The sequence below is a fragment of the Pseudomonas sp. GW822-FHT01E03 genome, from assembly GCF_058802985.1.
Genome location: NZ_JBXAOQ010000004.1, coordinates 412,739 through 424,771 on the forward strand (window position 1 = coordinate 412,739; position 12,033 = coordinate 424,771).

Annotated in this window: 11 protein-coding genes and 2 pseudogenes; 10 read left to right on the top strand and 3 right to left on the bottom strand. The window is 58.9% G+C overall.

Annotated features, from left to right (window positions below; all coding sequences use genetic code 11):
• The first annotated feature begins 1 nt into the window (after position 1).
• A complete protein-coding gene (gene def / locus AC1RP7_RS10685) occupies positions 2-541 on the top strand; it encodes a peptide deformylase (protein WP_150813272.1) in 540 nt (179 codons plus the stop codon).
• A 131-nt stretch (positions 542-672) separates the two neighbouring features.
• On the opposite strand, the gene AC1RP7_RS10690 is transcribed toward def, so the two are convergent.
• Positions 673-1,089, bottom strand: a complete 417-nt coding sequence (locus tag AC1RP7_RS10690; protein ID WP_057713565.1) for a GNAT family N-acetyltransferase — start codon at positions 1,087-1,089, stop codon at positions 673-675.
• Positions 1,090-1,417: 328 nt separating this feature from the next.
• On the opposite strand from AC1RP7_RS10690, the gene AC1RP7_RS10695 reads away from it, so the two are divergent.
• The 6 genes and pseudogenes from AC1RP7_RS10695 to AC1RP7_RS10720 form a co-directional block, all read left to right on the top strand.
• The gene (locus tag AC1RP7_RS10695; RefSeq protein WP_493181182.1) at positions 1,418-2,359 is read left to right on the top strand and encodes a fatty acid desaturase; all 942 of its coding nucleotides are present in this window, start codon (positions 1,418-1,420) and stop codon (positions 2,357-2,359) included.
• Positions 2,360-2,505: 146 nt separating this feature from the next.
• Positions 2,506-3,297, top strand: a complete 792-nt coding sequence (locus AC1RP7_RS10700; RefSeq protein WP_493181181.1) for a phosphate/phosphite/phosphonate ABC transporter substrate-binding protein — start codon at positions 2,506-2,508, stop codon at positions 3,295-3,297.
• Between the two features lie 137 nt (positions 3,298-3,434).
• Positions 3,435-3,983: a sigma-70 family RNA polymerase sigma factor gene (locus AC1RP7_RS10705; protein ID WP_493181180.1), complete on the top strand. Its 549-nt coding sequence runs from the start codon at positions 3,435-3,437 to the stop codon at positions 3,981-3,983.
• Complete coding sequence (locus tag AC1RP7_RS10710; RefSeq protein WP_492587538.1) at positions 3,980-4,993, top strand: ABC transporter substrate-binding protein; 1,014 nt, start codon at positions 3,980-3,982, stop codon at positions 4,991-4,993. The genes AC1RP7_RS10705 and AC1RP7_RS10710 overlap by 4 nt, the downstream gene beginning before the upstream one ends.
• A 627-nt stretch (positions 4,994-5,620) precedes the next feature.
• Positions 5,621-6,394: pseudogene (locus tag AC1RP7_RS10715) on the top strand (PAS domain-containing protein); the annotation flags it as partial.
• 138 nt (positions 6,395-6,532) lie between these two features.
• Positions 6,533-6,940: pseudogene (locus AC1RP7_RS10720) on the top strand (methyl-accepting chemotaxis protein); the annotation flags it as partial.
• A gap of 236 nt (positions 6,941-7,176) precedes the next feature.
• Here the strand turns inward: AC1RP7_RS10720 and AC1RP7_RS10725 are convergent.
• On the bottom strand, positions 7,177-7,815 hold the full coding sequence (locus tag AC1RP7_RS10725; RefSeq protein WP_493181179.1) for a glutathione S-transferase family protein: 639 nt from the start codon (positions 7,813-7,815) through the stop codon (positions 7,177-7,179).
• Between the two features lie 444 nt (positions 7,816-8,259).
• Here AC1RP7_RS10725 and AC1RP7_RS10730 point away from each other — a divergent pair, with 444 nt between their 5' ends.
• Positions 8,260-8,508 carry a DUF6124 family protein gene (locus AC1RP7_RS10730; protein WP_057713571.1) on the top strand — a complete coding sequence of 83 codons (249 nt, stop codon included), beginning with the start codon at positions 8,260-8,262 and terminating at the stop codon, positions 8,506-8,508.
• 205 nt (positions 8,509-8,713) lie between these two features.
• On the opposite strand, the gene gntR is transcribed toward AC1RP7_RS10730, so the two are convergent.
• Positions 8,714-9,745, bottom strand: a complete 1,032-nt coding sequence (gntR, locus tag AC1RP7_RS10735; protein ID WP_057713572.1) for an HTH-type transcriptional regulator GntR — start codon at positions 9,743-9,745, stop codon at positions 8,714-8,716.
• 215 nt (positions 9,746-9,960) lie between these two features.
• Between gntR and AC1RP7_RS10740 the strand changes: the two genes are divergently transcribed.
• Both AC1RP7_RS10740 and AC1RP7_RS10745 read left to right on the top strand, forming a co-directional pair.
• On the top strand, positions 9,961-10,494 hold the full coding sequence (locus AC1RP7_RS10740) for a gluconokinase (RefSeq protein WP_492587536.1): 534 nt from the start codon (positions 9,961-9,963) through the stop codon (positions 10,492-10,494).
• An 81-nt stretch (positions 10,495-10,575) separates the two neighbouring features.
• A complete protein-coding gene (locus tag AC1RP7_RS10745) occupies positions 10,576-11,928 on the top strand; it encodes a GntP family permease (RefSeq protein WP_057713574.1) in 1,353 nt (450 codons plus the stop codon).
• Positions 11,929-12,033 lie beyond the last annotated feature (105 nt).

Here is a 12,033-nt window from a genome sequence, read left to right on the forward strand (position 1 = left end):
CATGATTCGTGAAATTCTGAAAATGGGCGATGAGCGCCTGCTGCGCATTGCCCCGCCAGTGCCGGCCGAAATGTTTGACAGCCCCGAGCTGTGGCAGCTGATCGATGACATGTTCCAGACCATGGAAAGCGTGGGGGGCGTTGGTCTGGCTGCTCCGCAGATCGGCGTCGACCTGCAACTGGTGATCTTCGGTTTCGAGCACAGCGAGCGTTATCCGGATGCCGAGGCCGTGCCGCAGACGATCCTGATCAACCCGTTGATCACACCGCTGAGCCCGATCCTGGAAGAGGGCTTCGAAGGCTGTTTGTCCGTGCCTGGCCTGCGTGGCGCGGTGCAGCGTTACCAGCAGATTCGCTACGAAGGCGTAGACCCCAAGGGGGAGCCCATCGTGCGTTTTGCCTCGGGGTTTCATGCGCGGGTGGTGCAACATGAGTGTGACCACCTGATCGGCCGCCTGTACCCGTCGCGCATTACCGACTTCAGCAAGTTTGGCTTCACCGAGGTGATGTTCCCGGACCTGGACCCCAACGCGGACGACTAGATCACTATAAAACCCTGTGGGAGCGAGCTTGCTCGCGATGGCGGTGTATCAGTTGCCTACAATGCTGACTGACCGGACCTCATCGCGAGCAAGCTCGCTCCCACATTGGATCTCCACCTGGCTTGAGTCAGTTAAACGCCTGGCGCCAACCCCATCGCAATCATTGGTTTACTGCGGGCATAACGGCTCAACCGTTCAACCATCGCGTAAGGCATCGGCGGATCGAAAGTAAACCCGCGCCGCTCATAAAACCCCCGCAAATCCGGATGACAGAACAACCACACCGGCTGTTCGCAATCCTTCACCGCTGCCGCAATCAACCCGGCGGCAAGTCCTTGTTCGCGACAGGCCGGATCGACAAACAACCCGGTCAGCCAATGCCCGCCGGACACCGGACGCAAACACAGCGCGGCAACTATCTGGTCACGTCGGGCTACCCACAACTGCGCGTCGCGCACGGCTTTCATCGACGATTGGTGAGCGCGGTAGAACTTGTTCATCAATGGCCATAAAGGCTCGTCGAGCAGGGTGTATCGGGTCTCGGGCATGGTTTTGGACTGTCGGTATGCAAAGCGGGCGATTATAAAAGAACGCGCGCGCCGGTATAGGTGTATACCTGATCTCACATCCCCATGAGTGGAGTACGCATCATGTCCAAAGGTATGGATTCAAAGAAATCGACGAAAAAGAAACCGGTGAAAACCGCCATTGAAAAGCGCGCGGACAAGAAGGCCAAAAAAGTTGGCGTATTCGGTCACTGATCCGCGTTGATTGATCGCTCCCATACAACATGGGAGCGATCCTCCTGAAAATAATCTGCAAGATTTCCCAAGGCCATTGCACAGAAGGGGACTGGTCCCCGATCTGAGCAACGCCATGCCCCATTACTTTGATAGCGCCCACCAAGAAGAAATCGAAACACTGCGCCGACGTTTCACCGCGCGCACCGAATGGCCGACCTGGTTGCTGTTGATCGGTGTGTATGGCGGCTGGTTTGGCATCGTGTTGAACAGCCATCGATTGGGTTTATGGTGGAGCACGCTGTTGCTGACTCCATTGCTGGTGCTGTGGTTATCCGTGCAACACGAACTGCTGCACGGTCATCCCACGCGCTGGCCAACCCTGAACAAAATCCTTGGCTACGCGCCGTTTGCCGTCTGGTATCCGTACACCCTGTATCGCGACAGCCATTTGCAGCATCACCGCGACGAGGACCTGACGATCCCCGGTCGCGATCCGGAAAGCCGTTACTTGAGCGCCGGGCAGTGGCAGGGCAGTTCAACGCTGGTGCGCAGCCTGCACTGGCTGAACAAAACCGTGTTCGGTCGTTTTTCTCTGGGGGCACCGCTGGCCTTGCTGGCATTGGCCCGTGAAGAGCTGCAACGCCTCAGGGCAGGCGACCGCCAGGCTTGGCTGATGTGGTTGAGTCACGGCTTGATGACCGGGTTGATGCTGCTGTTCATCGCGAACTTCAGCCTGTTGCCGGTTTGGCATTACCTGTTTTTGATCAGTGTGCCGGCGCTGTCGATCGCCATGATTCGCTCCTACTATGAACATCGACCTCATGCCGCTCCGGAGCAACGCACGGTGCTCAATGAAGCGGCGTGGCCGTGGCGCTGGCTGTTCCTGAACCTCAATTTTCATCTGGTGCACCACGAGTTGCCGGGGTTGCCCTGGTACGACTTGCCCCGCGCCTACAGGGCCCGCCGCGAGCAATGGCTGGCGCGTAGCGGCGGGTTTCTGGTGCGGGGTTATGGGCAGTTGTGGCGTGAACATGGAGTCAAAGCCATCGACAGCCCGAGGCATCCGTTTTACTGATTTTTTGCTACCAACTGAGTTCCCTTGTGGGAGCGAGCTTGCTCGCGATGGCGTCGTGTCAGTCAACATCCAGGCAATATGTCACACCGCTATCGCGAGCAAGCTCGCTCCCACAGGGGGGGGGCTTTGTTACATGGAAAACTTCGATGACCCAACACTTCGCCGAACTGCTGATGTACACCGCCCCCGAACCCATCCACCAGGCCAACGAACGCTGGCTGGCGCGAATCCTCGAGCACCTGGGCGACACCCGCCGGGATGCCGAAGGCCTGTCACTGCTGGACTTGTGGTTGTCGCCGCACTTGTTGCTCACCCAAACCTGCGGCTATCCGTTGATGACGGCATTGCGCGGCAAGGTCCGGGTGCTGGGGCGGCCTCGTTATGAGCTGCCGGACAGCAGTGGCGGCAATCATTGCAGCCTGCTGTTGTGCCGCGTCGATGATCGGCGACAGACCTTGGCGGATTTTCGCCACAGCCGAGGGGTGATCAATAGCCAGGACTCCAACAGCGGCATGAATTTGCTGCGCCACCGTTTGGCATCCTTGCAACGTGACGGGCGGTTTTTTGCCCAGGTCGGAATCAGCGGCAGCCATCGCGAAAGCCTGTGCTGGTTACGCGAAAACCTTGCCGATCTGGCGGCCATCGACAGCGTGACCTTTGCCTATCTGGCACGCCACGCCGCAGAGGAAGTGGCCGGTTTGCGGGTGATTGCCCGCAGTGCGCTCAGTCCTGCCTTACCGTTCATTACTGCCGCGACGGTCAGGGATGAGCAGGCTGAAGAGCTCCTGCGGGTGATGAACCTGGCGTTGCGCGAGCTGCCGGAGGTTGCCGAAACCCTCGGTTTGCCAGAGGTACTGCCCACCAACGAAAGCGACTATCAGATTGTGCTCGACTACCAGCGTGAGGCCGAGGTGCTGGGGTATGGGGATTTGCGATAGCGGCCTGTCAGGTATTTTTTAAGTCCATAAATGAATATAAAAATAAGTTTTAAATATTATTAATGAATAAGGCTCCTTGCTAGGATTCGCCTCACCGGACCACCGGACATTCAGCGACCCCTAACCCAGGAGCCCCTATGTCCGGCGCCGATATTCTTCATCGCAAACAGGTGGACGGATTGTTCCGCGCCCACTACCTCTGGCTCTGCACGCGCCTGCGTCAGTCCCTGAACGATGCCGCCGCTGTCGAAGACATTGCCTGCGAAACCTTCGTGCAACTGCTGCAGGCCCCTGGCCTGACGGCAATCCGTGAACCCCGTGCGTTGCTCACCACCATCGCCCAGCGCCTGCTCTATCAGCGTTGGCGTCGAGGTGACCTGGAGCGCCAGTACCTTCAACAACTGCAACAGGCCGAGTCGATCCACGCCCAATCGCCGGAAGAACTGGCCCAGGTGTCCCAGACCCTGACCCGTGTGGATCGCAGTCTTCAGCGGCTACCCGGCAAAGTCCGCTCGACCTTCCTGCTGTCACGGATCGACGGCCTGACCTATCCGCAAATTGCCGCTGCGCTGGGCATCTCCCTGCGTTCCGTCAGCGACTACATGACCCGCTCCCAGACCCTGTGCGACCGGCACAGCGCCAACCAATCCCTGAACCGTCCCCTCCAGAACAAGAGGTCCGCATGAGATCGATCAAAACCCTGCTCGGCAGTTCGTTGCTGGCCCTGAGCCTGTTGTCCCACCCGGCATCGGCCACGGAAAAAGCGGCACCTATTCACTTTGGTGACCTCACTTGGGAAAGCGGCAGCCTCATCACCGAAATCCTGCGCCTGATCGTCGAAAAAGGTTACGGCTACCCGACCGACACGCTGCCGGGCAGCACCGTCAGCCTTGAAGCGGCGCTGGCCAAAAACGACATCCAGGTCATCGGTGAAGAGTGGGCCGGACGCAGCCCCGCCTGGGTCAAGGCGGCGGCGGAGGGCAAGGTGTTCGGCCTTGGCGATACGGTCAAAGGCGCCACCGAAGGCTGGTGGGTGCCGGAGTACGTGATCAAGGGCGATCCGGAGCGCGGCATCAAGCCCTTGGCCCCGGAGTTGAAATCCGTTGCCGACCTGGCGAAGTACAAGGACGTGTTCCGTGACCCCGAAGACCCGAGCCGCGGACGCTTCCTCAACAGCCCGACCGGCTGGACCTCGGAAATCGTCAACAGCCAGAAACTCAAGGCCTATGACCTGACCGCCAGCTACGTCAACTTCCGCACGGGGTCCGGTGCCGCGCTGGATGCCGAGGTGGCGTCGTCGATCCGCCGTGGCAAACCGGTGCTGTTCTACTACTGGTCGCCGACACCGCTGCTGGGGCGGTTCAAACTGGTCAAACTAGATGAACCACCATTCGATGCCGAAGCCTGGAAAACCCTGGCCGATGCCAACAACCCGAATCCCAAAGGCACGCGCTCGATGCCGGCCAGCCTGGCCATCGGCGTATCGGCACCGTTCAAGGCGCAATACCCGGACCTGGTGACATTCTTTGAAAAGGTCGATTTGCCGATTGATCTGTTGAACCAGACCTTGGGTCAGATGAGTGAAAAACGGCAGAAACCCCGGGAAGTCGCCGAAGCGTTTTTGCGTGAGCAGCCGCAGGTATGGAAGGGGTGGGTGCCGGGAGAGGTAGCCACCAAGGTGAGTGCCAGCTTGTAGTTTGTTCTGAAAGTTCTGCAGTGTTTGAGCTGCAACCATTCGCGAGCAAGCCCGCTCCCACATTGAATCTGTGATTTCCACAAAACCTGTGGTCACCGCCGATCCCCTGTGGGAGCGGGCTTGCTCGCGAATGGTCTACAGCCTTAAGCCAGTTCGGCAGCCAGCGCCGCTCTCACTACCGACCGCTGATCTGTCTTGTTCTCCGAGTATTTCCCCCTCGACAAGCTGCTGAACCGATTTTGTCCTCAGTAGTGGCAGACTAGTGGCCTTGCAAGCCCGAGGTTGCTGTCTATGATCAGGTGTAACTAACTGTATCGACCCTCATGAGGTGGTCGATCTCTGGTCGCAGAGTGCGCAATCGAAGGCACCAACACTTGATGGCAAGGAGCTGTCCGCTAAATGGAATTTGTTGTGAATCTGTTAGGGCTGGCCCGAATGCGGGCTATCAAGAGAAGGATGTCTTGATGAGCGTGTCGCTGTAAGGACCCTCCGATTGAACATCATTTATCACCTGACTAGTCCTTCTTTTTGGAGGGGTGCGTGTGCCTGTTCCACGGAGCGTAGTGGTGGATTTGAAAGACCTGCAACGTTCATCAATCAAAAAACCGCGCGGAAGGTGATACGACAATGTTCAACCTACATCACAAGGCCGACCTGCTGGAAATTGAACGGTTCAGTTGCGCGCTGACTGAGGTTAATGCCAAGTTGGCGGCGATCAGTCATTCGATGGCGATGATTGAATTCACTCCGGACGGCATCGTCATCGATGCCAACGAAAACTTTTGCAATGCCATGGGCTACAGCGCTGACGAAGTGCGCGGCAAACATCACCGGGTCTTTTGTGAAGAGCAGTATTACCGCAGCGATGAGTACACCAAGTTATGGCGTGACCTGGCGCGGGGCGAGCCGCTGAGCGGGACCTTTTTGCGCTTGCACAAGAGTGGCCGGGAGATCTGGCTCGAAGCCAGTTACATGCCGGTGCTGGGCCCCGACCGGCAGGTGAAAAGTGTGATCAAGGTGGCCACCGACATCACCGCACGGATCAACAAGGAACACGAAAACGAAAGCAGGCTCTCCGCGATCGGCCGCTCGATGGCCGTGATCGAATTCACGCCCGAAGGCAAGGTCATCAGCGCCAACGAGAACTTCCTGAAAACCATGCAGTACTCGCTCAACGAAGTGGTGGGGCAGCATCACAGCCTGTTCTGCCACCGTGCCGAAGCCGAGTCCCAGGGCTACCGGAATTTCTGGGCTTCGCTCAACCGCGGCGAATATCACTCCCATCGTTTCGAGCGCAGGAACAAGCAAGGTCAGACGGTATTCCTGGAAGCCTCCTACAACCCGTTGTTCGACGCCAAGGGGCGGTTGTACAAGGTGGTCAAGTTCGCCAGCGATATCACCCACCAGATGACCACCCTGCAAACCGCCGCAGAATCGGCCCACAGCACTTCGGTACAAAACGACGTCTGTGCGCGCAAGGGGTCCGAGGTGGTGCAGCAGACGGTGCAGATCATCCAGGACATTTCCCGGGACTTGAACGAGGCGGCACTGAGCATCGACGCCGTGAGCAAACAGTCCGACATCATCGGCACCATCGTGCAGACCATTCGCGGCATTGCCGATCAGACCAACCTGCTGGCGCTCAACGCGGCGATCGAAGCGGCCCGTGCCGGAGAGCACGGGCGCGGGTTTGCGGTGGTAGCCGATGAAGTGCGCAGCCTTGCGGCGCGCACCAGTCAGGCGACGCTGGAGATTGTCGAGGTGGTGCGCAAGAACCACGATTTGTCGCTCAGCGCGGTGTCGAGCATGCAATCGAGCCTGAGTCGAACCGGCCTCGGAGTTGAATTGGCGAACGAGGCAGGGGAGGTGATTCTGGAAATCCAGCAAGGTTCGCGGCATGTGGTGGATGCGATCAGTCAGTTCAACTCGACATTGCAATTGAACTAGTCGCGGTAACTGCGATGGTCGATAACGATGACGCGTGTTTCCTGGCTGAACGCGGCGCTCTTGCATCCATCGCGAGCGAGCTCGCTCCTACAAAAAACGCCGACCCACTGTAGGAGCGAGCTTGCTCGCGATGGTCGATAACGATAACGCGTGTTTTCTGGTTATACGCGGTGCTCTTGCATCCATCGCGAGCAAGCTCGCTCCTACAAAAAAACAGCGCGGCATTTTGCGGCTCCTCAAGGCAAGCCGTTGCAGCCGTGCTTGAGGAAACCCGGACGCTGCGCCAGGCGCTGGAAATATTCATCGACGGCGGGGTAGTCAGGCCGGTCGATCGGCGTCATCAGCCAGCGATTGACCGACAAACCGATGACAACGTCGGCCAGGGTAAAGTGTGGTCCGGCGACATACGCCTTGGTGGTTGCGAGTTGATGTTCGAGGATGCCCATTTTCTGGTTCCAGCTACGGACGCCGACTTCAAGGCTATGCGGGTCCTGGAACTCCGGGTCCTTGCGCACCAGTGACATGAACGGGTATCTCCAGGACGGATTGAGCTCGGTGGCTTGCCAGTCCATCCACTGCTCCACCCGAGCGCGTGCTGCCGGTTCGGTGGGCAGCAACTCGCTGTGATGGTGGTGGTGTTTGCCAGCCAGATAGCGGCAGATGGTATTGGATTCCCACAACACGCCGGCTTCATCGATGATCACCGGCACCTGTGCGTTGGGATTGAAGCGCAGGAACTCGGGGCTGTGGGTGGACGCGAAACCACTGCCCCAGTCCTCGCGTTCGTAGGCAATACCCAGCTCCTCGCAAGTCCACAGGACTTTTCGGACGTTGATGGACGAGGCTTTGCCGAGAATCTTTAGTGCATGTTCCATTTTGCTACTCCGTCAGCGAATCATGGCGTCGGGAATTCATAGTGTGCCTGCCGACGGCTGACATCAAGTCTGCAGGATCGGCAGGACCAGACGTAAACCTGTAGGAATGGTCCGTAGGCAAGGGGTATCAGAGGATTTCCGCAGACAGTGATTTCTTGCGCAATTACCTACGACTACGCCAGAATCCGCCGACTTGTGCGCTTGGTATCCGGACTCGTATTGTTCCGTGTCGCTGCAAATTCAGCGATCGGGTCTAGCAGCCTGGATACTTTAGACGCATGGCGTCCACCGTTCGTGATCGGTTCACGTTATGGCGGCTGTGTGTGGGAAGACCTTCGGGTCTACCGGGTTCTAGAGTCCTGGTCTGCTAGCCCGCGCACGGCTGCCACCTTAATTTCGTCTAGCAGCGAATCGTGGCAGCTCCATCACTCTAGGAGCATTGCCATGTTCAAACCCACGCCAAACCCCCCACGCAATCCCAGCCCCATGTTCTCCATCTCGCCTGGCATCAACAACGAAACGCTGTTGGCGCACGCCTGTGAATCACTGGCCTCGGCGAGTGTCATGACCAATGACTTCGCTGCTTTTCTGGAAGGCAGCCATCGCAACACGGCGCTGGCGATTGCACAGATCATCATGCTGGCCGAGCTGGCGGTGAATCGGGTACTGGATAACCTCGATCCGCAGGATTGAATACTGAGCGGGGGCGAGAGGCTTTCCCTGTGGCGAGGGGGCTTGCCCCCGTTCGGCTGCGGAGCAGTCGTAACCCAGTTCACGGGTTTTACCTGTATGACTGCGGCGCTGTTTTTGGGGCTGCTTCGCAACCCAACGGGGGCAAGCCCCCTCGCCACAAAATCTCACTTCACTGCGGTAGTGTCGTGCTTACGTGCTTACGTGCTTACGTGCTTTCGCGCACCTTCAACTCAAACCCCATGTCCTGCACCGGTTTGGCCACGGTATTGCCGGCCATCAGCGTCAGCATCTGCTCCGCCGCGCGACGGCCGATGGCTTCGCGGGGGGTGTTGATGCTGCTCAGGCGCGGGACCATGTGTTCGGACATGGGCAAGTCGTTGAAGCCGAGGATCGCCACCTGTTCGGGGATCTTGATCCCGTTGCGCATGGCTTCGAGCAGGGCGCCCTGGGCCAGGTCGTCGTTGCCGAAGAAGATCGCATCGACATCCGGATGACTGGCCAGCAGTTGCAGGAACAACTCACCGCCGAGGCCGACGGAGGAGGAGCGGGGCGTCAGCACTTCCAGGTCCGGGTCATACCGACCGGCCTTTTGCAGGGCTTTGCGGAAGCCTTCGCCGCGCAACAAGGTGCGCTGGTCCAGCTGCGCGCCGATGTAGGCCAGGCGCTTGCGGCCGCGGGACAGCAAGTGTTCGGCAGCCGTTTCGCCGGCCGCCAATTGCGAAAAGCCAACGCAATTGAGCCCGGCGGCGCTGTCCAGTTCCATCATGTACACGCAAGGAATATTGCTGGCTTCGATCATCCGCCGCGAACTTTCGGTGCGGTCGAAACCCGTCAGCAATAAGCCGCGCGGTTGATAGGCCATGTAGTTTCGCAGCAGGTTTTCTTCTTCATCGCGCGAATAATGGAAGTTGCCGATCAGCACTTCGAAGCCCTTGGGGCGCAAAACCCGATGAATGGCTTCCAGGGTGTCAATGAACAGCAGGTTGGACAGCGACGGCACCAAAACCACGACTGACTGGCTCTGGGCCGAGGCCAAGGCGCGGGCGGCAGGGTTGACCACATAGTTGAGCTCAAGCGCCGCTTTTTGCACCTTTTCCACAAGTTCAGTGGCCACGGTACTGACGCCACGCAAGGCGCGGGAGGCGGTGATCGGGCTGACGCCGGCCAGTCGGGCAACTTCGTTCAGGGTAGGGCGGCCAGTGGTGCGAGTATTTTTATCGTTCTTGGTTGTGTTCATCGACGGCTTGCCAAACAAAATTCAAGGCACTAAGGTAGCGCTGTCTCGATGCAGCTGCAAATGCGTGAGCGAGGGTTCGCCTGATCCTTGCTTTTTGGTGTTGGGACCTAACCTGCTGCAACCCATAAAATGACAAGAAAGGCGTCGGCAACTTCTGCTTTTGATCTGGTGTCATAACTGGCAAAGGTAGCGCTGTCTGCGCGCTGAGGTGTTACATGAATCATCCCATCACCGCCCTGGTCATCATGGGCGTTGCCGGTTGCGGCAAGACGTGCGTCAGCGAGGCCTTGTGCCATTTGAGCGGCGCCACTGCCATTGAAGGCGACTCTTTTCACCCTGCCGCCAATATCGAAAAGATGAGCGCGGGGATTCCCCTGAACGATGAAGACCGTGCCGGCTGGCTCGACAGCCTGTGCGATGAACTGCGCCGTGTCGACGCCAAGGGCCAGCGCCCGGTGCTGACCTGTTCGGCTCTCAAGCACGTCTATCGGGAACGTCTGCGCAGTGCCTTGCCGGGCCTGGGCTTTGTGTTCCTTGAATTGACCCCCGAAGTCGCCGCCGACCGTGTCTCCCATCGGCCAGGCCACTTCATGCCGTCGACCCTGATCGACAGCCAGTTCGCCACCCTCGAATCGCCCGTCGGCGAGCCGTTGACCCTGGCGCTGGATGCTTCGACCTATAGCGTCGAGCAACTGGCGGCGCAGGCTCATGCCTGGTGGCAGGTGAACGGCCTGAAGCAGGCGGTATGACTGTGCTCGCAAAGACAGCGCTGTCCTCACGACTTCTGATCAACCCGCTTTAATAACAACAACAACCAGGAGACACCCCTAATGTTTGGCATGTCCCACGAGACGTTCCTGCTGCTCGATGCAGTGGTCACGGTGATCGGGCTTATCGTCCTGATCACCAAGTTCAAGTTGCACCCATTTCTCGCACTGATCATCGCCGCAGCCTTCCTCGGGCTGACCTCCGGCATGCCGATCGGCACCATCATCAAGGCGTTCCAGGACGGCTTCGGCGGCGTGCTTGGTTTCGTCGGCATCATCCTGGCGCTGGGCACCATGCTCGGCAAAATGATGGCCGAATCAGGCGGTGCGGATCAGATCGCGCAGACGTTGATCCGCGCCTTCGGCAAGGACAAGGTGCAGTGGGCGATGATGTTCGCCGCGTTCCTGGTCGGCATTCCGCTGTTCTTCGAAATCGGCTTCGTGCTGCTGATTCCGCTGGTGTTCATCGTGGCCCGTCGCACCGGCGTGTCGATCATCAAGATCGGTATCCCGCTGCTGGCCGGTCTGTCCGCCGTACACGGCCTGGTGCCGCCGCACCCGGGTCCGCTGCTGGCCATTGGCGTGTTCGGTGCCGACATCGGTAAAACCATTCTGTACGGCCTGATCGTTGCGTTGCCAACCGCCATCATCGCTGGCCCGATCTTCGGTACGTTCATTGCCAAGCACATTCCCGGTCATCCGAACCAGGAGCTGGTGGATCAACTGTCGCGCGAAACGGATTCGGCTGAACTGCCGAGCTTCGGCATCACGCTGGTGACCGTGCTGCTGCCGGTGTTCCTGATGCTGCTCAAGACGTTTGCCGACGTGGTACTGCCCGATGGCAACATCTTCCGCGCCTTCATGGACCTGATCGGTCACCCGATTTCGGCGTTGCTGCTGGCGTTGCTGCTGTCGCTGTATACCTTCGGCTACAAGCAGGGCATCGGTTCCAGCCAAATGATGAAATGGCTGGATGCCAGCCTCGCGCCGACCGCCGCGATCATCCTGATCATCGGTGCCGGTGGTGGCTTCAAGCAGATGCTGGTGACCAGCGGCGTGGGTGACGTGATCGGCCACATGGCGGTGAACGCACAGATCTCGCCGATCCTGCTGGCCTGGCTGGTGGCGGCGGTGATTCGTATCGCGACCGGTTCAGCGACCGTGGCGACCATCACTGGCGCCGGCATCGTGGTGCCGGTGGTGGGGATGATTCCGGGTGTGAACCGTGAGCTGCTGGTGCTGGCCACCGGTGCAGGCTCCCTGATCCTGTCCCACGTCAACGACGCCGGTTTCTGGTTGGTGAAGCAGTACTTCAACATGACCGTGGCCGAAACCTTCAAGACCTGGACCGCGATGGAAACCATCCTCTCCGTGGTTGGCCTGGGCTTTATCCTGTTGTTGTCGCTGTTCGTCTAAGCGATTCGACAGGCACAAAAAAACCGCTGCGATGCGGTTTTTTTGTGGGTGATCGATTTACAGGTTGTACATAAATCCAATGTGGGAGCGAGCTTGCTCGCGATG

Bases quoted from the DNA above. Each gene is read 5' to 3' on its own strand.
- def (WP_150813272.1), top strand. From the start codon at position 2: ATGATTCGTGAAATTCTGAAAATGGGCGATGAGCGCCTGCTGCGCATT.
- AC1RP7_RS10690 (WP_057713565.1), bottom strand. From the start codon at position 1,089: ATGCCCGAGACCCGATACACCCTGCTCGACGAGCCTTTATGGCCATTG.
- AC1RP7_RS10695 (WP_493181182.1), top strand. From the start codon at position 1,418: ATGCCCCATTACTTTGATAGCGCCCACCAAGAAGAAATCGAAACACTG.
- AC1RP7_RS10700 (WP_493181181.1), top strand. From the start codon at position 2,506: ATGACCCAACACTTCGCCGAACTGCTGATGTACACCGCCCCCGAACCC.
- AC1RP7_RS10705 (WP_493181180.1), top strand. From the start codon at position 3,435: ATGTCCGGCGCCGATATTCTTCATCGCAAACAGGTGGACGGATTGTTC.
- AC1RP7_RS10710 (WP_492587538.1), top strand. From the start codon at position 3,980: ATGAGATCGATCAAAACCCTGCTCGGCAGTTCGTTGCTGGCCCTGAGC.
- AC1RP7_RS10725 (WP_493181179.1), bottom strand. From the start codon at position 7,815: ATGGAACATGCACTAAAGATTCTCGGCAAAGCCTCGTCCATCAACGTC.
- AC1RP7_RS10730 (WP_057713571.1), top strand. From the start codon at position 8,260: ATGTTCAAACCCACGCCAAACCCCCCACGCAATCCCAGCCCCATGTTC.
- gntR (WP_057713572.1), bottom strand. From the start codon at position 9,745: ATGAACACAACCAAGAACGATAAAAATACTCGCACCACTGGCCGCCCT.
- AC1RP7_RS10740 (WP_492587536.1), top strand. From the start codon at position 9,961: ATGAATCATCCCATCACCGCCCTGGTCATCATGGGCGTTGCCGGTTGC.
- AC1RP7_RS10745 (WP_057713574.1), top strand. From the start codon at position 10,576: ATGTTTGGCATGTCCCACGAGACGTTCCTGCTGCTCGATGCAGTGGTC.